Origin of the sequence: Stenotrophomonas nematodicola, from assembly GCF_009467805.1 — a bacterium.
Lineage (GTDB): Bacteria > Pseudomonadota > Gammaproteobacteria > Xanthomonadales > Xanthomonadaceae > Stenotrophomonas > Stenotrophomonas nematodicola.
In genome coordinates this window covers 628,576-648,637 of record NZ_WIAY01000002.1, presented here as the reverse complement: position 1 = coordinate 648,637, position 20,062 = coordinate 628,576, and the positions used below count along the sequence as shown (strand labels likewise).

Annotated in this window: 19 protein-coding genes and 1 tRNA gene; 7 read left to right on the top strand and 13 right to left on the bottom strand. The window is 66.5% G+C overall.

What is annotated here, in order from left to right; genetic code table 11:
• Window positions 1-199: 199 nt before the first annotated feature.
• Together yjjJ and GDJ08_RS10425 are read left to right on the top strand one after the other, a co-directional pair.
• On the top strand, window positions 200-1,600 hold the full coding sequence (gene yjjJ, locus GDJ08_RS10430) for a type II toxin-antitoxin system HipA family toxin YjjJ (RefSeq protein ID WP_165699790.1): 1,401 nt from the start codon (window positions 200-202) through the stop codon (window positions 1,598-1,600).
• 68 nt (window positions 1,601-1,668) lie between these two features.
• Window positions 1,669-1,744, top strand: a tRNA-Ile gene (locus GDJ08_RS10425).
• Between the two features lie 116 nt (window positions 1,745-1,860).
• Here the strand turns inward: GDJ08_RS10425 and GDJ08_RS10420 are convergent.
• The 9 genes from GDJ08_RS10420 to GDJ08_RS10380 form a co-directional block, all read right to left on the bottom strand.
• Window positions 1,861-2,544 carry a GAD-like domain-containing protein gene (locus GDJ08_RS10420; protein WP_153164827.1) on the bottom strand — a complete coding sequence of 228 codons (684 nt, stop codon included), beginning with the start codon at window positions 2,542-2,544 and terminating at the stop codon, window positions 1,861-1,863.
• A 46-nt stretch (window positions 2,545-2,590) separates the two neighbouring features.
• Window positions 2,591-2,758 carry a polymorphic toxin type 15 domain-containing protein gene (locus tag GDJ08_RS20445; RefSeq protein WP_425505096.1) on the bottom strand — a complete coding sequence of 56 codons (168 nt, stop codon included), beginning with the start codon at window positions 2,756-2,758 and terminating at the stop codon, window positions 2,591-2,593.
• A gap of 5 nt (window positions 2,759-2,763) precedes the next feature.
• Complete coding sequence (locus GDJ08_RS10410; RefSeq protein ID WP_165699789.1) at window positions 2,764-3,015, bottom strand: polymorphic toxin type 15 domain-containing protein; 252 nt, start codon at window positions 3,013-3,015, stop codon at window positions 2,764-2,766.
• 279 nt (window positions 3,016-3,294) lie between these two features.
• Window positions 3,295-4,950: a phosphoethanolamine transferase gene (locus GDJ08_RS10405; protein ID WP_153164824.1), complete on the bottom strand. Its 1,656-nt coding sequence runs from the start codon at window positions 4,948-4,950 to the stop codon at window positions 3,295-3,297.
• 93 nt (window positions 4,951-5,043) lie between these two features.
• Entirely contained in the window at window positions 5,044-5,490 is a 447-nt protein-coding gene (locus tag GDJ08_RS10400) for a diacylglycerol kinase (protein ID WP_229296488.1), read from the bottom strand.
• A 75-nt stretch (window positions 5,491-5,565) separates the two neighbouring features.
• A complete protein-coding gene (locus GDJ08_RS10395; RefSeq protein ID WP_153164823.1) occupies window positions 5,566-6,819 on the bottom strand; it encodes a sensor histidine kinase in 1,254 nt (417 codons plus the stop codon).
• 25 nt (window positions 6,820-6,844) lie between these two features.
• Window positions 6,845-7,540, bottom strand: a complete 696-nt coding sequence (locus tag GDJ08_RS10390; protein WP_017354813.1) for a response regulator transcription factor — start codon at window positions 7,538-7,540, stop codon at window positions 6,845-6,847.
• Window positions 7,541-7,679: 139 nt separating this feature from the next.
• Window positions 7,680-8,627, bottom strand: coding sequence for a DUF2268 domain-containing putative Zn-dependent protease (locus GDJ08_RS10385; protein ID WP_153164871.1), 948 nt, complete (start codon window positions 8,625-8,627; stop codon window positions 7,680-7,682).
• A 134-nt stretch (window positions 8,628-8,761) separates the two neighbouring features.
• The gene (locus tag GDJ08_RS10380) at window positions 8,762-9,325 is read right to left on the bottom strand and encodes a fasciclin domain-containing protein (RefSeq protein WP_136005286.1); all 564 of its coding nucleotides are present in this window, start codon (window positions 9,323-9,325) and stop codon (window positions 8,762-8,764) included.
• A 226-nt stretch (window positions 9,326-9,551) separates the two neighbouring features.
• On the opposite strand from GDJ08_RS10380, the gene GDJ08_RS10375 reads away from it, so the two are divergent.
• Window positions 9,552-9,947 carry a hypothetical protein gene (locus GDJ08_RS10375; RefSeq protein ID WP_017354810.1) on the top strand — a complete coding sequence of 132 codons (396 nt, stop codon included), beginning with the start codon at window positions 9,552-9,554 and terminating at the stop codon, window positions 9,945-9,947.
• Here the strand turns inward: GDJ08_RS10375 and GDJ08_RS10370 are convergent.
• Window positions 9,944-11,359: an aminotransferase-like domain-containing protein gene (locus GDJ08_RS10370; protein WP_136005284.1), complete on the bottom strand. Its 1,416-nt coding sequence runs from the start codon at window positions 11,357-11,359 to the stop codon at window positions 9,944-9,946. The genes GDJ08_RS10375 and GDJ08_RS10370 overlap by 4 nt on opposite strands.
• Before the next feature lie 121 nt (window positions 11,360-11,480).
• On the opposite strand from GDJ08_RS10370, the gene GDJ08_RS10365 reads away from it, so the two are divergent.
• Window positions 11,481-12,344 (top strand): DMT family transporter, encoded by an 864-nt coding sequence (locus tag GDJ08_RS10365; protein WP_136005281.1) that lies wholly within the window; start codon window positions 11,481-11,483, stop codon window positions 12,342-12,344.
• A gap of 4 nt (window positions 12,345-12,348) precedes the next feature.
• Here GDJ08_RS10365 and GDJ08_RS10360 read toward each other — a convergent pair whose 3' ends face one another.
• A complete protein-coding gene (locus GDJ08_RS10360; RefSeq protein ID WP_017354807.1) occupies window positions 12,349-12,648 on the bottom strand; it encodes a putative quinol monooxygenase in 300 nt (99 codons plus the stop codon).
• Window positions 12,649-12,897: 249 nt separating this feature from the next.
• Between GDJ08_RS10360 and GDJ08_RS10355 the strand changes: the two genes are divergently transcribed.
• The 3 genes from GDJ08_RS10355 to arcD all read left to right on the top strand — a co-directional run bounded on the left by GDJ08_RS10355 (window position 12,898) and on the right by arcD (window position 18,622).
• Complete coding sequence (locus tag GDJ08_RS10355; protein ID WP_153164822.1) at window positions 12,898-14,376, top strand: SulP family inorganic anion transporter; 1,479 nt, start codon at window positions 12,898-12,900, stop codon at window positions 14,374-14,376.
• Between the two features lie 169 nt (window positions 14,377-14,545).
• The gene (locus GDJ08_RS20370) at window positions 14,546-17,086 is read left to right on the top strand and encodes a methyl-accepting chemotaxis protein (protein WP_153164821.1); all 2,541 of its coding nucleotides are present in this window, start codon (window positions 14,546-14,548) and stop codon (window positions 17,084-17,086) included.
• Between the two features lie 111 nt (window positions 17,087-17,197).
• Complete coding sequence (gene arcD / locus GDJ08_RS10345; RefSeq protein WP_026070568.1) at window positions 17,198-18,622, top strand: arginine-ornithine antiporter; 1,425 nt, start codon at window positions 17,198-17,200, stop codon at window positions 18,620-18,622.
• 39 nt (window positions 18,623-18,661) lie between these two features.
• Here arcD and arsB read toward each other — a convergent pair whose 3' ends face one another.
• Together arsB and GDJ08_RS10335 are read right to left on the bottom strand one after the other, a co-directional pair.
• A complete protein-coding gene (gene arsB, locus GDJ08_RS10340; RefSeq protein WP_153164820.1) occupies window positions 18,662-19,735 on the bottom strand; it encodes an ACR3 family arsenite efflux transporter in 1,074 nt (357 codons plus the stop codon).
• Window positions 19,732-20,058, bottom strand: coding sequence for an ArsR/SmtB family transcription factor (locus tag GDJ08_RS10335; protein ID WP_136005267.1), 327 nt, complete (start codon window positions 20,056-20,058; stop codon window positions 19,732-19,734). Before GDJ08_RS10335 ends, arsB begins: the two co-directional genes overlap by 4 nt.
• Window positions 20,059-20,062 lie beyond the last annotated feature (4 nt).

The following is a 20,062-nucleotide window of genomic DNA, read 5'->3' as shown; positions in this document are numbered from 1 at the left end:
CGCGACCCGGACGCTCCTCGCATGGTACCGTTGCAGCCTCCCATTTATGTAACATGATTCGTAACATAAAAACGGATCGATGGCCGGACAACCCGATGAAAGTAGCTCTGTTATCAGTAAGATAGACGTGCACGTCCTTGCGAAGCTCCGTGTTTACGTCTATATATTCGTAACATAATCAGTCCGGATGTCCGCCAGCATGGCCCGTCCCACCCGCCACACCGTGCAGGATCTGCTCGACCGCCTTCCGGCCGGTGAGGTGGTAGCGGCCGCCGCGCTCGCCGAGCGTCTCGGCGCCACCCGGATGACGTTGAGCCGACTGGTGGCCGACGCCGGCGACCGCGTGGCCCGCCTGGGCCGGGGCCGCGCTACTGCCTACGCCGCCCGCCGAGCCACTGCCGCAGGCAGCGAATGGCCGCTGTTCCGCCTCCGCCCCGATGCCAGCCTGGAAGAGCTGGGCATGCTCATCGCCCTCAGCGGTGATGCCTTCCACCTGGACGTCGGCACCGCCCGGCCCAACCTCAACCGCGCCCCGGACGGTGCCATCGACGGCTGGTTCCCCGATATCCCGTGGTTCCTGGATGACCTGCGCCCGCAGGGGTTTCTCGGCCGCACCTTCGCCCATCGCCGCGCACGCGATCTCGGCGTGCCGGACGATCTCAACCGCTGGCACCAGGGCGACATTCTGCAGGCGCTGGTGCGCGCCGGAGGTACCGGCATCGGCGACCTGCTGCTGGGGGGCGACGCCGTCGCCGCAGCCCTGGCCGAACTGGATGCGCCGCCGGACGGTGTCCAGGCCGACCAGCGTGTCCGCGACTATCCTGCGCGCGCTGCGGCCGTCCTGGAGGGCGAGGATGTCGGTTCATCACCCGGCGGGGAGCAGCCCAAGTTCACCGCCACCGTGACGCACAACGGTCATCGCCAGGCAGTGCTGGTGAAGTTCGCGCAGCCCACCGCCGGTGAGGCTGCCGAGCGCTGGGCCGACCTGCTCGTGTGCGAGCACCTCGCGCTGCAGTGCCTGCGCGATGCAGGCGTGGATGCGGCCGTTTCCGAGCTGCTCCAGACCAGCACGCATGCCTTCCTCGAGGTGCAGCGCTTCGACCGCACGCCGGACGTGCTTGGCCGCCGCGGCTTCGTGTCACTGATGTCGCTGACTGCGGCGTTCGTGGGAGACGTCACGCTGGACTGGGCGCGCGCGGGCGAGCAGCTGCACGCGCAGGGCTGGCTGACGGCCGCCACCGCCACGCACATGGCCCGGCTGCATGCCTTCGGCCGCCTCATCGGCAACAGCGACATGCACCACGGCAATCTCGGCTTCCATCTGGTCGACCGCGGCCCGCTGCCGCTGGCGCCGGTTTACGACATGCTGCCGATGTCGCTGGCCCCCTCGCGCACCGGGGTGCTGCGCGCGGCAGCGCCGCTCGGGCCGGTTGCGCCAGAGCGCAGCGGCCAGCTCGCCCACCTGCAATGGGCCGCGCCGGTGGCGCTCGACTACTGGCAGCGGGTGGCGGGCTCGTCCCTGCTGCGCTCGCCCGCCTTGCGCGCGTTGGCGGCGGACAATGCACGGCAGGTCGATGCGATGCGCCACCGGTTCGGATGAGGGGTGCGTGGCATGCCCGCAGGCAGTGGCAGGGCCGGGCGCGGCTCTACTACACTGTGCGGCCGCAAGGGCCTATAGCTCAACGGTTAGAGCAGAGGACTCATAATCCTTTGGTTCCAGGTTCGAATCCTGGTGGGCCCACCACTTGATGATCCCATGTAGTCCAGCAAAGGCTGAACTCTCAAAAAAAATAGGGGTTTTGGCCTTGAGGCAGTCGCTTTGGGGGCCGATGACAGTCCGACAGGATGACCGGGCATGGGCTACTTCCAGACACCACGGTCTTTCGCTTCTTTCACGATGTCCAGCATGATTTCTGGCTCTCCAAGCTGGGCCAGGAGCATGAGGTGTTCGACGGCCTTGACCTTCTTCAAATGATCGAGGCGACACGGCCCGCCCGCCCTCAAAGCCGGAGTGAAGGCATACATCTCATCGGGAGCCAAGTGCCCGAGCTGGTTCACTGCTCTTTCAAACAGAGGCTGTCCAGCTTCGTCTTCCTCATCTAGATCGACCTTATCAAGGCGCTCCACCCAGCTGGACGCTAAAGCGTCGCCTTTGCCTTGGCTCATCCACTTCGAATTGTCTTTTGGGAAGATCATTGACGTCATCGACAGGATGGTCATGCACGGGCCCGTTCGGGTTCCCCACACCATCAGTCGCCCGAATGCCGTCCGACCGATAACGTGGAAATCGTCGGTCCCGTACAGCGGCGTGCCGTAGATCCAGGCATTGAGGACTTCAGAATACTCACTTGGATCAGTCATCCAAAACAAGCCGCCTCCGTAGCCGGAAAAGCCATAGGCCTTCCAGTACTCAAGCAGCTTTTCAGGTAGCTTCCCGCGATAGAGCGTCAGCGTAGATTCCCCTGCGGGTCGGGTATCCACTGCAGGTCCAAATCCCGAGTTTCGATAGAAGTACTTAAAATCTTCATCAATCATGCGGGTCATTTGCAACGCTCCAGTCCGCCCTTCATTTTTGTCTTGCTTCTTTCGCTCAAAGGAACGTTGGCTGCGGCCTCGTCCAACTCATCGATACGCGATGTTCGCCCTTTCTTTGCACGCTTCCACTGCCGCCACTGGTCGAGGTGACCTGGCCATCGCCGACGTCGGTAATCTTGTCGTTGCCCCCAGCCACGAAGTCTGGATTGTGAAGCGCGTGCATGACCTTCATTGTTTCATCTGCGTGCTCGGCTCCCATTCTCCTGCGCGTCTCTCTATCGATCCCAAGATCTTTTCGCTCGTTCTCCTTCTGTTCCAAAAAAAGAGCTTGTACTGCCTTCCAGCCGCTTCGGCGACCGTTCTATCCCGATTCTTCGGATCAAATGCCTTCCGCGCCTCAAGGTACTCATCAACACTCATATCATTGAGCGCCTGCTCCTGCCGCTTCAACTGCCGGTCCCCACCAAGAAAATCACGCACCTGGAGTATCCCCGAAGTACCTGATAAGAGCTTGCGGAACACTGGCCGGAACAATCAGCGCCCTCGCGGCGGTTTCACGGCGGGCAGATCGGGATGGCAATGCCCGGTCGTCGCCGGCGATTGATGGCCGGCGGCGTCCTGCTTGTCGCCCCCGTTCCCGACGGCAGCTGTGACGCCGCGATGCTTCAATCCGTGCAGGGGGAAACGATCCTGCTGCTCGAGCACGCCCAGGCGGTTATCCGCCTGCGGCGAACGTGACGGCGCAGGTGGCAAGGGCGGTCACGCCCCGGAGCGGCAGCCGGCAAACAGATCAAGATCGCGCTGGTAGACACTGCTCCTGACATCGAACAGGCCCAGGACGGCGTGGTAGATGTTGTCATGGCTGTACGGGGTTCCCTCGGCATGGTAACGAAGGCAGGCCAGGTTGAGGTTGGCGTGAAGTGCGAATGCCGGCGAGAACCACATCAACATGGGCACGCGCGTCTGCTCCGGCGGCGCAATGACGTACGGCGTGCCGTGCAGATACATGCCGCGCTCGCCGAGCGACTCGCCATGATCGGAAACGTAGATCATGGCCACGTCCCGCTGGTCCGAATAGCTTTCGAGCATCTCGATGGTCCTGCCCAGCATGCGGTCGGTGTAGCGCAGCGTATTGTCGTACGTGTTGATCAGCGCCTCGTTGGTGCACTTCTGGATCTGATTGCTGTTGCAGGTCGGGGTGAAGACGGCCGCGTCCGGCGGGTAGCGTTCAAAGTAGGTGGGGCCGTGGCTGCCCAGCTGGTGAAGCACGATCAGGGCATCGCCCTGCATGGCATCGATGCGCGCATTGAGTTGATGCAGCAGCACCTCGTCGTAGCAGGTGCCGTCCCTGTTGACACAGTGTTCGGCCACCTTGAGCGTGGGCATGTCATCGGTGGGCACGCGTGCGCACACCCCTTTGCAGCCACCGTTGTTGTTGTTGCGCCAGAGGATGTTCACGCCGGTGCGCTGCAGGATATCCAGCAGATTCTCCTCGGTTGCGGCGCGCACGTCGTCGTACTGGCTGCGTGCCATCCGGGAAAACATGCAGGGCACGGAAATGGCGGTGGCGGTGCCGCAGGATGAGACGTTCCTGAAGGCGATGATATCCCCTCGCTCCGACAGCACCGGATTGGTTTCGCGCGGGTAGCCAGTGAGCTGGACGTTCTGTGCGCGCGCGGTCTCGCCCACGACGGCAATCACCAGTCTCGGCCGCCTGCCGGCGACCATCGCTGGCCGGGTAGCGTCCTCGGCAACGGCCTGCAGCGGTCGTGACACCGTGAGATGTCTGCGTTTGAGGTAACCATTGGCATTGCGTACGACGTTGACCGGCAACACCTGGTCCCTGAGCTCACGATTGTTGCGCAGCAGGGAGGCGTAGTCCTTGTAGAACAACATGGACACTACGGTCAGGATCACCAGTGTTGCCACTGCATTGATCAGCATCCAGCCGGCGGTCTTTCCCGCCGATGCGCTGCCGATGCGCAGCGACACCATTGCCGCAGCCGGAAGGACACCGAGCACCACGATGGTGAGCAGCAGGGGAACGGAGAAGTAGGACCCGAGCTCGGCCTGGTTGGTCTCGAAGACGTTCTGCACCATGCTGCGGTCGATCAGCACGTTATAGTGCAGCATGAAGTACGTGCAGGCGGCGCTGATGATCACCAGCAGCGCCAGCAGGGGCTTGCGCAGATACGGAAGCGCGAGCACCGGCATGAGCAGCAGGTTGAACAGGCAGAAGAAGAACACCGGCAGGCTCAGGGCGAACAGCACGCCGCGCAGGCCATCCAGCTCCAGGTGGGTCCATAGCGTCTGCCACAGTGCGATGTTGCCGAGGGTGGTGAAGAACAGTGCGGCTACCCATGTCAGTTGTACCGGGTTGAGCCGCACAGAGGTCAGGCGTTGAAGCACGCGCATTCGTCCAATGAATGAAGAGTGCGCGCAGTATCAAAATGCTCGTATCAGGAAGTTGTCAGGAATGACGCGGTGCGTCCCGGTGGTCCGTGTGGATCAAAGCGCCGTGGCGTCCTGTCCCAGCAGGATGGCCATCCACACGGCACCCACCATCATCAGTGCGACGGTTTGTGCTGCACTGCCCATGTCCTTGGCATTCTTGGACAAGGGGTGGCGCTCAAGCGAGATGCGGTCAACGACGGCTTCGATGGCCGAGTTGAGAAGCTCCACGATCAGGCTGATGAAGCTGGCGGCCAGCATCAGCGCACGCTCCACCGGGGTGACATCAAGCAGCAGCGTGCCTGCCATCAGTGCGCCATGCAGAGCCAGGAGCTGCCGAAAGGCGGCCTCGCCGCGCACGGTTGCCAGGAAGCCATCCCGCGAATGAATCAACGTGTGGAGAATCCGGTTGAATCCGGTTCTGCCGTGGCGATACTTGCCGGTTCCGACGGGGTCTGGCGCTTGCATCTGCTTCTCATCAAGGGCGTGATCGAGGCAGATCATTGAGAAGGCGGCGTCAGGAAGCTGTCAGGACCGGCGCGGCATGGCGCGCTTTCCTGGCCGCGCGTGGACGCGCGGCTATCGGCTCTGCGCTGCTCCGTGCCCGGTGCCGGACATGTCCACGGTAAATCGACAGCCGGTCTGCGAGCTTTCGACCGCCATGTGCCATCCCAGGTGGTCCACGATCCGCTGCACGATCGACAGGCCAAGCCCTTCGCCACTCTCGCGCAGGCTGGGCGCGAAACGCTGGAACTGCTGCGGGTCGATGCTGGGTGGCAGGCCCGGGCCGGTGTCGGCAATGGCCAGTGTGGCACCCTCGACGGCGATGCGTATTTCGCCCTGATCGGTGTACTGGCATGCATTGCGCAGCAGGTTCCAGACCACGCTGCGCGCCAGTTCGGCATTGGTATGGATGGACGGCGCCTGTGGCGCATCCAGCCGCACGGTCACCGGCTTTCCCGCCAGCCAGGGGTGGCAGCGCGTCATGCATTCTTCGATCAGCGGGCGTAGTGGCACGTCTTCCTTGGCAAGGCGCTGCGGGTCGCGCGAGAGCAGCAGCAGGCAGGTGAGCTGGCGCTGCATCTCCTGCGTGGTGCGCACGATGCGCTCGCCACTCGCTTTCAGGTGGCTGTCGTCGGGCAGCTGGTGAACGATGGTCTCCGCTGCCCCGGAGATGACGGCCAGTGGGGTGCGCAGTTCATGGCTCGCATCGCCCACGAAGCAGCGTTCGCGCTGCAGAAACTGCTCCGCCTCGTCGCTGTGCTGGGCAAAGGCGCGTGCCAGCACCCCGATCTCATCGCGCGCATCCTGGAACGGGAAGGGGGTCTGCTTGCGTTGCACCGCATCGGCCAGAAGGGTGATCGGGGCGATGACCCGCGCCGCGGTCAGCCGTCCGATCCAGAACGCGCACAGGATGCACAGCAGAATGACCACCAGCGCATAGCCGTCAATCACGTGCTCCAGGTACTGGTAGCGCTCTGCATCCTGGCGGAGGTAGTAGCGCTGGCCATCGCCGTCGAACACCAGCAGGTGCCAGACGTCGGGCGGGTCGGCGCTGTAGTAGCCCGGTGCAAACCTGCGCAGGTCATCGGGTACGCTGCGGCTGTCATAGAGCTGGCTGCCGGGGGAGAGGGTTGGCGTCGTGCCGTTGGCGAGCTCCGACTGCAGCCGATGCATCTCGTCGTGCAGGCTTCTGGAGATGACGTATGCGCGCAGTTCGTCATAGTCCAGCTGCTCGGCGGCGACCACAAACCCCATGACGGCGACCATCAGCAGCACGAACGACACGATGATGCGCACTCTGAGCGTCATCTGGCGGTAGATCGCTTTCATGGTGGCAACGGGCCTCCCTGCATGGTCATTCCGGGGCGGGCGTCCGGGGCGCGTTCAGACGCCAGCCGATGCCATGCACCGTTTCGATGAGCGGATTCGCAAACTGCTTGTCGGTGTGCTGGCGGAGCTCGTGGATGTGCGTCCGCAACGCACCGCTTTCCGGCGGATGGTCGCCCCAGAGCAGGTATTCCATCTCCTGCTTTCTCACCACGTCAGGCGCGGCACGCATCAGGCACAGCAACAGCTTGTGGGTGCTCGGAGTCAGCGTGATGGTCTGGCCCTGCCGCCACGCCTGAGGCGCCCGGGTGTCCACGCGCAGGTCCTGCCAGGTGAGCGTGCCTTGGACGTTGCGGCCCTGGGCACGGCGGACGAGCGCCTGGATGCGCGCATCGAGCTCCTTCAATGAGAAGGGCTTGACCAGGTAGTCGTCCGCACCCTGCGCCAGGCCCTGCACCCGGTCGTCCACCGGGTCGCGGGCGGTCAGCATGATCACCGGCACGGGATTCTGGAATTCCTCGCGAAGCTTCTGGCACAGCGTCATGCCGTCCAGTCGTGGCAGCATCAGGTCCAGCAGGATGGCATCGTAGTCATTCTGCGTGGCCAGGCGCAGGCCGGTGGCGCCATCCCGTGCATCGTCCAGCACATAGCCCAGTGGCTCCAGGAAGCCGTACAGGTTGGCCACCAGCTCGGGGTTGTCCTCGATGATGAGCAGGCGTGTCATGGGGCATCGGCATCCTGGGGCAGAGGGGAACTGTGCGGGATCGGCGCAGGGTTGCCAAGCGTCGCCGGACCCTGCCGCTGAGGGGACGTCGAACGCGTACCTGTCGACAGGGCGCGCACCGCCGTGGACGTCGTTCGGATCAGCGCAGGTAGCCGGATCGTTCGATCACTGCGTCCACTGCCTGCACATCGTCATAGCGCAGCTCCAGCAACGTCGCGATCGCTGTGGCCTTGTCCGGCTGCGCGGCGTAGTACGCGCTCGCGATGCGGTATCCCACGTAGTACCCCAGGTCGCTCACCCCGAACCGGTTGTTGCTGCTGTTGTACAGCCAGTCGCGGTAGTCGTTCCCGCGCCGGTCGGCCTGGAACCGTGCCTTCAACTCGGCCTCGTGTGCCGGCCCGTACACGTACAGCGGCAGATCGGGCTTCTTCCCGGTGACCAGCTCGGCCACCAGCTCCGCCACGCCTTCGCGCAGTGCGTACTGGGCGAGGGTATCGCCGGCCTCGGCCTGCTGGGTGTGGATGTACTCGTGGATGTTGTTCTGCCCGTTGTTGTGGAACGGCTGAGATGCATAGAAGGTGCGCAGCCGGGTCTGCAGAGGCTCGGGAAGCTCCGAGACATCGACGCTGTCGTCGCCCAGGGCGAGTTCGGCGCCAATCAGCACCTTGTCGTCAAGCGTAGTGCCGCCGGTGCGCAGCACGCCGATGGCGTAGGTGATGCCCGCTGGGCGCAGGGCGGGGTACAGGCGGCTGAGTGTGGCCAGATCGGCCTCGAGTGGGGCGGTGGCGGCGAAGGCGCGACCGGTCAGCGGGCGTACCGACGCCCAGTAACGCGGCCAAGCATCAATCGCTGCGACGTACTGGTCGTCGGTGTAGCCGCGCGCCCGCATCAGGGCATGCAGGCCGGGCGTGCCCTTGCCGATGTAGAGCGTGTTGATCAGCGCCTTCCTGCGCACCGGATCGGTTTCGGCACGGATGGCGTCGTACGCGATCCAGAAATTCGCGATGTCGCGTGTCTCCACCTGCGGCGCGGCGGCCGTGGCTGCCGGCACCGTGCCTGCAGCCAAAAGAGCCACGAGCATCCACATCCATGCCTTCATATCGGTCGCCTTGTGGTGATATCCAAGGTTGGATGCAGAAGGCGGTGAGAAGGTTTACACGTCGGCCCCGGTAACGCCGACCCGCAGCGGGCATTCCCGTGAATGCCCGCCCGGCCGTGCGGTTACTTGGGCATCAGCACGCTGTCCACGACGTGGATGACGCCGTTGGACTGGGTAACGTCGGCGATGCTGATCGCCGCCTTGCCGCCCTTGGCATCCACAACCCAGAGCTTGCCATCATGCAGCTTGATGGTCAGCGGCTCGCCTTGAACGGTCTTGAGCGTTGCCGTGCCGCCGTGCTTTCTGGCGTCGGCGGTGAGCTGCATGGAGGTGTAGGTGCCGGGGACGACGTGATAGGTGAGGATCCTGGTCAGGTCGGCCTTGTGCTCGGGTTTGATCAGGGTATCGACGGTGCCCGCCGGCAGTTTGTCGAAGGCAGCGTTGGTGGGCGCAAAGACGGTGAAGGGGCCTTTACCGTTGAGGGTGTCGACCAGACCGGCGGCCTTCACGGCGGCGACCAGGGTGGTGTGATCCTTGGAGTTGATGGCGTTCTCAACGATGGTCTTCGTCGGGTACATCGCCGCGCCGCCGACCATGACGGTGTCGGCGGCAATGCTGAGCAGAGGGGTGGTGCCGAGTACGGCGAAGCTGGCGGCGACGGCGATGCGTTGAAGAAGAGCGTGCATGGTGCTTCTCCTGATCTGGTGTGCCCTCGGGATGAGGGGTACTGAAGGTACGCAGCGGGCAGGCAAGCGGATGCACGTGGGAGCGACTGTTTCCAGCGGACCGGTGCCATGTACCCGTTATGCGTATTCAGATTCCTTGGTCGTGGCGACGCTCTAGAATGGACGAACCGCCCGGTGGCGGGATCAGCCGCATAGGGAGCGTGCGATGCGTGTGGGCAGACGTTCATTGACGCAGTTGCGTGCAGACCGCGATGCGCTTCAGTACGCGATCGATGTGGAGGCGGCGCGGTTGGCGGCGCAGCAGACACCGGCCGACCGTTGCGCGGAGGCCTTGATGCCGCTCACGTCGCGACTGGTCGAGATCCGCCATCAGATTCTGCTGAAGACGCCCGCGCGCGAATTGATGGCCCGCTGCCGCGAACTGGAGCGGCTCACGTCGGCGCCCGGAAGGCGCTCGGCGACCGGACACTACGCGCTGGAATCGGAGCTGCGCGACCTGCACCTGCATTTCAGCCATCCCCGGCGCCGGCCGCTGACGCTGAAGGTACTGATGATCTTCGTGGCCGTTGTCGCCGCGATGGTCTTTCTGCCGCGCCTGATCGTGGACTGGCTGGTGGGTTAGTCCCCGGCGACGGCGCGCGCGTCGGCGGGCCGCTCCCGCAGCGCCCGGCGCAGCACGTCGAAGATGCGCGGATCCTGCGCCTGGGCGGCATTGAAGCGCAGCAGCCCACCCGCGCTCAGCGATGGACTGAACGCATTGCCCGGCGCAAGCACCACGCCGTCGGCCAGGCAGGTGCGCGCCAGGGTGGCCGCATCACGGCCGTCGGGCAGGTGGCACCACAGCAGCATCCCCGCCTGCGGCACCAGCCAGGGGCGGATGCCCAGCGCGGCCAGCCGCGCCAGGGTGTGCTCGCGTGCTACGGCCAGGCGGGTACGGATGGACTCCACATGGCGGCGGTAGCCGCTGTCGGTCAGCGCGGTGTGCAGGATGTCGGCGGCCAGGCGCCCGCCGCCGAAGCTGGTGGCGATCTTCAGGTCGGCCAGCCGCTCGATCCAGTCGCCGCGTGCGGCGATGAAGCCGCAGCGCACCGCCGCCGACAGCGTCTTGGAGAAGCTTCCCACCTGGATCACCCGTGACAGCCCATCAAATGCGGCCAGGCGCGGTGCGGGCGTGTGCTCGAAGTCCGCGAACAGATCGTCCTCGACGATCACCAGGTCGCTGTGCTCGGCCAACGACAGCAGGCGGTGCGCGGTGGCCGGCGACAACACCGCACCGGTCGGGTTGTGGATGCCCGAATTGGTGATGTACAGCCGTGGCGAATGTGCTTCCAGTGCGGCGGCGAAGGCAGCCACGTCCGGCCCGTTGGCGGTATAGGGCACGCCCACCACCTGCACCCGGTGCGCCTTGAGCAGTGCCAGGAAGTTGAAATAGCACGGGTCATCGATGAGCACGGTGTCGCCGGGTTCCAGCAGGAAACGGCAGATCAGGTCGATCGCGTGCGATCCCGATTCGGTCAGCATGATCTGCTCGGGTGCGGCATCGATGCCGTGGCCGGCCAGGCGCCGCGCCAGCAGTTGCCGCAACGGCGGCAGCCCAAGCGGGGTGGCGTAACCGGCCAGTGCCGATGCGCTGCTGCGCGCGGCATGGCGCAGGCCACGGCGGATCCCGTCCACGTACATCCAGTCGTCGGGCAGCCAGCCGCAGCCCGGTTTGAGCACGCTGGCGTCCTGCTCCAGCGACTGCCGCGCCAACCACAGCGGGTCCACCTGGCGATCGCGCGGCGGCCCCATCTCGGCCAGCGCCAGCGGTGCCACCGGCCCGATGACGTAGAAGCCCGAGCCGGGCCGGGCCACGATGAGCCCTTCGGCCGCCAACCGCTCGTAGGCCTCCACGATGGTGGACACCGACAACTGCAGTGCCCGGGCCTGGGCACGCACCGAGGGCAGGCGCATGCCGGGCAGATAGGTGCGCGCGGTGATCTTCGCGCGCACGGCGGTCATCACCGCATCGATGCGGGTGGCGGGCGGCGTCATCGGTGTGTGCATTCCGTAGGGGAGGTCAGGGCATAACAGTTACGTCGAAGTGTACTGGACTGTCTCTGGGGGAAGGCCGGGTCGGCGTGATCCACTGGCCGTCCCCTACAAGGATTGGACGATGGACAACGCGACACGCGGCTGGATGAACGGGTTGATTGGCGTGGTGATCTTTGCCGGCTCGCTGCCGGCCACCCGTGTGGCAGTGGCGGATCTGGACCCGCTGTTCCTGACCGCCGCGCGCGCCAGCGTCGCCGCCGTGCTCGGGTGGGCGCTGCTGCACGCGCTGGGCCAGCGGCGACCGGCCGCAGCGGTGTTGCCTGCACTGGCGGTCGTAGCGTTGGGGGTGGTGGTCGGGTTTCCGCTGCTCACCGCCTTGGCGCTGCAGCATGTCTCGTCGGCGCACTCGATCGTGTTCCTCGGGCTGCTGCCCCTGAGCACGGCGGTATTCGGCGTGCTGCGCGGCGGCGAGCGGCTGCGCCCCGCGTTCTGGGGGTTCTCGCTGCTCGGCAGCGTGGTGGTGGTTGGCTACGCGCTCGGCAACGGTATCGAGGCTTCGCTGCAGGGCGATCTGCTGATGCTGGCAGCGGTGGTGGTATGCGGGCTGGGGTACGCCGAAGGGGCGCGGTTGGCGCGCACGCTGGGTGGCTGGCAGGTGATCAGCTGGGCGCTGGTGGTGTCGCTGCCGGTGATGCTGCCGCTGATGCTGCTGCGCTGGCCGGCATCCTGGGCACAGGTGGGCGCGCCCGCCTGGTGGGGGCTGGGCTACGTGTCGGTGTTCAGCATGTTGATCGGTTTCATGTTCTGGTACCGCGGCCTGGCCCAGGGCGGGATCGCCGCCGTCGGCCAGCTGCAGTTGCTGCAGCCGTTCTTCGGCCTGGCCCTGGCCGCGCTGCTGCTGCACGAAACGGTGAGCCCGATGATGCTGGTGGTCACGCTGTGCGCGGTGGCCTGCGTGGCGGGCGCCCGGCGGTTCGCACGCTGAGGCGTCAGCCGCTGACCAGGCCGTGCCCGCCCACCGGGGCGGTCTCGAAGCGCTCGCCGAAGCCGGTGATCATCGGGCGCGCCTGGGCGATGGCCGCCTGTACGGCCGGCAGGGCGAGGGAGGCGCGGTGCAGGTCGGCGCTCTCCCATGCCTCGGTGATCCAGATCGCGTCCGGATCGGCCGGGTCGGTGGCAACCACGTAGCTCAGGCAGCCGGGCATGGCGCCGGTACCGTCGAGAAGAATCGCGATCACCCGATCGCGCTCGCCGGCCGCAGTCTTCATCTTGCCGATCAATCCGTACATGGTGCACTCCTGAACAGGTCCGGCGCCCATGCTGGGCATGCGGGCGGCACAGGTCAACGCCCGCCGCATTGAGGGGCTGGCAGCGCTGCGGTATCCTGCGCGCCGCTTTCGCCTCCGGGCCGGACCTGCTGTGATGACGCCACCCTGACAACGCGCTGACGACGCGCCCGTGCCAGTGCCGGGTCCAGGGAGTGCCTTGTTTCCATCACACAACGCGCCGCGCGCCGCGCCGGTGCGTGGAGTTTTTTCATGTCCGTTTCCTATCCGCTGCGCCAGCAATGGCTCGGCAATATCCGTGGCGACCTGCTGTCCGGCGCCGTCGTGGCACTGGCGCTGATCCCCGAAGCGATCGCCTTCTCGATCATCGCCGGCGTCGACCCCAAGGTCGGTTTGTACGCGTCGTTCTGCATCGCGGTGGTCACCGCCATCGCCGGCGGCCGCCCCGGCATGATTTCGGCGGCCACCGGCGCGATGGCCCTGGTGATGGTCGACCTCGTCCGCGACCACGGCCTGCAGTACCTGCTGGCTGCGACGATCCTGGCCGGCCTGCTGCAGGTGGTGGCCGGCGCATTGAAGCTGGGGGCCCTCATGCGCTTCGTGTCGCGTTCGGTGATCACCGGTTTCGTCAACGCCCTGGCCATCCTGATCTTCCTGGCGCAGATGCCCGAGCTGATCGGACGGTCCTGGCAGGTATGGGCGGTGTGCGCGGCCGGGCTGGCGATCATCTACCTGCTGCCGCGGCTGACCCGTGCGGTGCCGTCGCCGCTGGTGGCGATCGTGGTGCTGACCGTGCTGTCGATCGGATTTGGCTGGGAGGTGCGCACGGTCGGCGACATGGGCGCACTGCCGGACAGCCTGCCGACGTTCCTGTTCCCGGATGCTCCGTTGACCTGGGACACGCTGCGCCTGCTGCTGCCGGTGTCGGCGACGCTGGCGGTCGTGGGTCTGCTGGAGTCGATGATGACCGCGCAGATCGTCGAGGACATGACCGACACCCCCAGCCAGCGCAACCGCGAATGCGCCGGACAGGGCCTGGCCAACATCACCGCCGGGCTGTTCGGCGGCATGGGCGGCTGCGCGATGATCGGGCAGTCGGTGATCAACGTGTCCTCGGGCGGGCGCGGGCGGCTGTCGTGCCTGGTCGCCGGTGTGCTGTTGCTGCTGCTGGTGGTCTATGGCGCCCACTGGGTGCGGCAGATTCCGATGGCCGCGCTGGTGGCGGTGATGATCATGGTCAGCATCGGCACCTTCCATTGGCGCTCGTTCCAGGAACTGCGGCTGCACCCGAAGAGCTCGTCGCTGGTGATGGTGGCCACCGTGGTGGTCACCGTGATCACCCACGACCTGGCCAAGGGCGTGTTGACCGGGGTGCTGCTGTCGGCGCTGTTCTTCGCCCGCAAGGTGGGCCGCATGCTCGATGTCCACGCCGTCGCGCAGGCCGATGGCAGCTGCACCTGCACCGTCGCCGGGCAGGTGTTCTTCGCGTCGGCCGGGCAGTTCGCTGCCAGCTTTGATCTGCAGCATGTTCCCGCGCGCGTGGTGATCGACCTGTCGAACGCGCACTTCTGGGACCTCAGCGCGGTGGCTGCGCTGGAACGGGTGGTGGCCAGGCTGCGTGCGCATGGCGCGCAGGTCGAGGTCCGCGGGCTCAATGCGGCCAGCCAGACCCTGGTCGAGCGCCTGGCGCGGACACCGGGCGTGGATGGGCTGCCACCGGGCGGACACTGAACCCGGTCAGGAAACGCGGCTAAACATCGGCGCGGCAAGGCCGTTATCCAGCTCAATGCCCGGTGCGTGAGTGTCACCGTCCCGGGCTGGACCGCAATGGACTGCGCGATGCCGTAGTGGCGCTCGATGGCGTCCGCTGACCCTGTACCCTATTTCCGGAACCGCCCCCATGCCTGCGTCCCGCTCGACCGCTTCCAAGCGCCCCGGCAGCATCGCCAACCGGCTGATGCTCGGTACCGCACTGATTGCCATGCTCTGCTTCGGCGTCACCGCGGCCATCAGCTACCGCGAAGCCAGCCAGGCGCTGGTGGAGTCCTCGCGGCGGACCATGCAGAGCCAGGCCGAGGCCGAGGCGCGCCGGGTCAATACCGACCTGTCCGCTGCGTTCGCCACCAGCCAGGCACTGGCCGACAGCCTGGTGGTGCAGCATGCCGCCGGCACGCTGTCGCGCGGCACCGCCGCACAGATCCTGCAGCAGCAGCTGCGCTCGCACCCGGAGTGGGTGGGCCTGGGCACGCTGTGGGAACCGCAGGCGTTCGACGGCAAGGATGCCGATTTCGTCGATGCCGAGGCCCACGATGCCACCGGCCGCTTCATGAGCTACTGGGCCTGGCAGGACGGCAACCCGGTGCAGGACGTGCTCAAGGGCTACGACGTGCCTGGCGACGGCGACTGGTACCTGCGCCCGCGCGAGCTCAAGCGCCCCACCGTGGCCGAGCCGTACCGCTATGAGATCGGCGGCAAGCCGGTGCTGATGACCACGCTGTCCACGCCGGTGCTGGACAACGGCACCTTCCTCGGTGCGGTGACCGTGGACTTCGGCCTGGCCGCACTGCAGGAGCGCCTGGCCGCGCTGCGTCCGATGGGCGAGGGCCATGTGGAGCTGATTTCGCCGGCCGGCATCGTGCTGGCCGCCGCCGACGCCAAGGAGATCGGCACGCGCCGCGAGGACGCGGCGACCCGCCGCCTGCTGGCGCAGATCGCGGCGGACAAGCCGTACGAGGATTTCCACGAAGACGCCGCCGGCAACGTCAAGGCGTACGTGCCGCTGCGCATCGGCGGCAGCCAGGAGCGCTTCGCGCTCGGCGTGATCGTGCCGCACGACCTGATCACCGCGCAGGCCCGCGCGCTGCTCTGGATCATCCTGGCCGTGGGCCTGGGCGCGGCGCTGGTGCTCAGCGGCAGCGTCTATGTGCTGCTGCGCCGCCAGGCGATCCGTCCGCTGGCCGATGCGGTGCGGCTGTCGGCCGAGGTCGCCGACGGTCGCCTGGATACGCCGTTGCCGGCGGTGCGCGATGACGAAGTGGGCCGCCTGCTGCAGTCGATGCAGCGCATGCGTGACCAGCTGCAGGCGGTGATGACCGCCCAGGCCGAGATGGCACGGCGCCACGAAGCCGGCGAGCTGAGCTACCGCATGGATGCCGAGGGGTTCCCCGGCGCATACGGCCGCATGGTGCACGACACCAACCACCTGGTGGGTGCCAACATCGGCGTGACCCGGCGCCTGGTTGAGGTGATGCAGCGCTATGCGGTCGGCGACCTCACCCCGGACATGGACCGCCTGCCCGGTGAGCAGGCCGCGTTCACCGCGGCGATGGATACCACCAAGGGCAACCTGCGCGCGATCAACACCCAGATCCAGGATCTGGCCGGCGCGGCGGCCATCGGCGACTTCAGCCAGCGCGGCGACGTGGTGCGGTTCGACCACGACTTCCGCCTGATGGTGGAGAACCTCAACACCATGATGCAGGTGAGCGACGACAACCTGCAGCAGATTTCCGACCTGCTGCAGGCGATCGCGGCGGGCGACCTGACCGCGCGCATGCACGGTGAGTTCCACGGCGTGTTCGCCCGCATGCGCGACGATGCCGATACCACCGTGAGCCAGCTCACCGACATCGTCGGCCGTATCCAGCAGGCCACCGACAGCATCAACCTGGCCGCCGGCGAGATCGCCTCGGGCAACAGCGATCTGTCGCGCCGCACCGAGCAGCAGGCCGCCAGTCTGGAGGAAACCGCGGCATCGATGGAAGAGCTGACCTCCACCGTGCGTCAGAATGCCGACCATGCGGTGCAGGCCAACCAGCTGGCCGCCGGCGCTGCCGAGGTAGCGTCGCAGGGTGGCCTGGTGGTGGGCCAGGTGGTGACGACGATGGCCGGTATCGAAGCGTCGTCCAAGCGCATCGCCGAGATCATCACGGTCATCGACGGGATCGCCTTCCAGACCAACATCCTGGCCCTGAACGCAGCGGTGGAAGCGGCGCGCGCGGGTGAGCAGGGCCGTGGTTTCGCGGTGGTCGCCTCTGAAGTGCGCGCCTTGGCGCAGCGCTCAGCCGGCGCGGCCAAGGAGATCAAGACGCTGATCGACGATTCGGTCGAGCAGGTCAGCCAGGGCTCGGCGCTGGTGCAGACCGCCGGCCGAACGATGGAGGACATCGTCAGCGGCGTGCGCCGGGTCAACGACATCATGGCCGAGATCTCGGCGGCCTCGAAGGAACAGTCGGCCGGCATCGAGCAGGTCAACCAGACCATCACCCAGATGGACGAAACCACGCAGCAGAACGCAGCGCTGGTCGAAGAAGCGACGGCAGCGGCACGTGCGATGGAAGAGCAGGCACAGCAGCTGGGCACCGCAGTGTCGATCTTCCGCCTGCAGGCGCCGGCCGCACCGGTGCAGCGTGCGAGCGGACGCGCACCGGCAACGGTGTGAGCCAGGCGTCCGGCATGCGCGTCGGTGCATGCCGGCACCGGCGCGCTTCACCCTGGAATCATCGGGCGGTCCTAGACTTGCGGGCGTTCCCCTGACCGCGCAGGCACCGTCATGACAGCGTCCTCCGACCGCCTCGGTCTTTCCGCACTGACCGCATTGGTGGTCGGCTCGATGATCGGGGCCGGCATCTTCTCGCTGCCGCAGAACATCGCGCGCAGCGCCGGCCCCGGGGCCGCGTTGATCGGCTGGGCGATCAGCGGGCTGGGCATGCTGATGCTGGCGTTCGTGTTCCAGAACCTGGCCAACCGCAAGCCCGGGTTGGACACCGGCATCTACGCCTACGCCAAGGCTGGATTCGGCGACTACATCGGGTTCTCATCGGCCTGGGGCTACTGGGTCTGCTCGCTGCTGGGCAATGTCAGCTACTTCGTGCTGATCTTCAGCGGCCTGGGCTACTTTGTGCCTGCCTTCGGCGAAGGCAACACCTGGCAGGCGGTGGCATGTGCATCGGTGCTGCTGTGGTCGATGCACGCGATGATCCTGCGCGGCATCCGCGAGGCGGCGCTGGTCAACGCGGTGGTGACGGTGGCCAAGATCGTGCCGATCGTGGTGTTTCTGATCATCGCCGCGATCGGTTTCAGGGCCGACATCTTCACTGGCGATTTCTGGGGTACCGCCACGCTGGGCAGCCTGGGCGAGCAGCTGCGCGGGATGATGCTGATCACCGTCTGGGTGTTCATCGGCATCGAGGGCGCCAGTATCTACTCGCGGCGTGCAGGAAAGCGCGCCGACGTGGGGCGCGCCACCGTGATCGGCTTCCTGTGCGTGCTGGCGTTGCTGATGCTGGTGAATCTGCTGTCGATGGGCGTGCTCGGCCACGAGAAGCTGGCGCACCTGCACAACCCCTCGATGGCGTTCGTGCTGGAGGCCATTGTTGGCCCGTGGGGAGCCACCCTGATCATCATCGGCATGATCGTGTCGGTGCTGGGCGCGCTGCTGGCCTGGGTGCTGCTGTGTGCCGAAGTGCTGTACGCCGCGGCCGGGGACGGCACGATGCCCGCTTTCCTGGCCCGCCAGAACGCCAACGACGTGCCCGCCAACGCGCTGTGGCTCACCAACGGATTGATCCAGCTGTTCCTGGTGATCACCCTGTTCAATGCCGGCACTTACACCAGTCTGGTGTTGCTGGGCGCCTCGATGGCGCTGGTGCCGTACCTGTTCTCGGCCGGTTACGGGGTGCTGATCGCGTGGCGTGGCGAAGGCTACACCGACCCCGCCGCGCCGCGCCGGCGCGACCTGTTCGTGGCGTTGCTGGCCACCGTGTATGCGGTGTGGCTGGTGTATGCCGGCGGCGTGGCGCAGGTGATGCTGTCGGCGCTGCTGTACGCACCGGGCATGCTCATGTTCGCTTTGGCCAAGCGGCAGCACGGGCAGCCGGTGTTCACTCCGGTGGAGTGGGGGATCGCCGGGGGCGTGCTGGGCGTGGCGCTGTGCGGGGTATGGGGGCTGTGGCACGGCAGCCTGACGCTGGCCTGAGCTGCGGCAGCGGTTGCCGGCCCGGTCCGGTCGTCCCGTTCATGCCGCGCTGTCGACGCGGCTGCCGGCAGGGGCGAATCCACGGCGCCCCAGCCACAGCGCCAGGTGGACCAGCAGGATCAGCACCGGTACCTCCACCAGCGGCCCGATCACCGCCGCGAACGCCACCGGCGAGGCCAGGCCGAACGAGGCGATGGCCACCGCGATCGCCAGTTCGAAGTTGTTCCCGGTGGCGGTGAAGGCGATGGCCGTGGTGCGTGGGTAGTCCTTGGCGATCCACCGGCCCATGAAGAAGCTGATCAGGAACTGCAGCAGGAAGTAGAGCGTCAGGGGGAGCGCGATGCGGATCGCATCCAGGGGCAGGCGCAGCACATCACTGCCTTTGAGGCTGAACATCAGCACGATGGTGAACAACAGCGCGGCCAGCGTCAGCGGGCTGATTGCGGGCAGGAAGCGCGTTTCGTACCAGTCCGCACCGCGCATGCGGGTCAGCAGCACCCGCCCCAGCCATGCGGCTGCAAACGGAATGCCCAGATACACCAGCACGGCGCTGGCGATGGTCCAGGGACTGACGTCGATCACGCTGCGCTCCAGGCCGAACAGCGGTGGCAGCACCGACAGGAACAGCCAGGCGTACAGGCTGAAGAACGCGATCTGGAACAGCGAATTGAACGCGACCAGGCCGGCGACATACCGGTTGTCGCCACGCGCGAGCTGATTCCAGACCAGCACCATTGCGATACAGCGCGCCAGCCCGATCAGGATCAGGCCGGTCATGTAATCGGGATGGTCGCGCAGCAGCAGGGCGGCCAGCGCGAACATCAGCACCGGCCCGACCACCCAGTTCTGCACCAGCGACAGCAGCAGCACGCGCTTGTCGGCAAACACGGTGGGCAGGGTATCCATGCGCACTTTCGCCAGCGGGGGATACATCATCAGGATCAGGCCGATCGCGATGGGGATGTTGGTGCTGCCGATACTGAGGGCATCCAGGGCGGCGGGCAGGTCCTCGAACCAGGCGCCCAAGGCAATGCCGAGCGCCATCGCCGCGAAGATCCACAGCGTCAGCCAACGGTCCAGGAAGGACAGGCGGGGGGCGGCGGGAGACGTCATGGCGTCGGCATGCAGCGGGCATCCGGTCCGCAGGCGGCGTCGCCGGCGCAGCAGTTCTCGGTCAGGTAGCCGATCAGTCCGTTCATCGCGTCGAACTCGGCGCGGTAGCAGATGCTGCGGCCCCGCGCTTCGGCCGTCACCAGCCCGGCAGCCGCCAGTTCCTTGAGGTGGAAGGAGAGGGTGGCCCCGGGCAACGACAGTTCAGCGGCGATCTCGCCGGCGAGGCGGCCGCTGTGGCCCGCCTGGACCAGCAGGCGGAATACGCTCAGGCGGGTGGCGTGGCCCAGCGCGGCTAGGGCGGTGGTTGCGGTTTTGTGTTCCATGTTT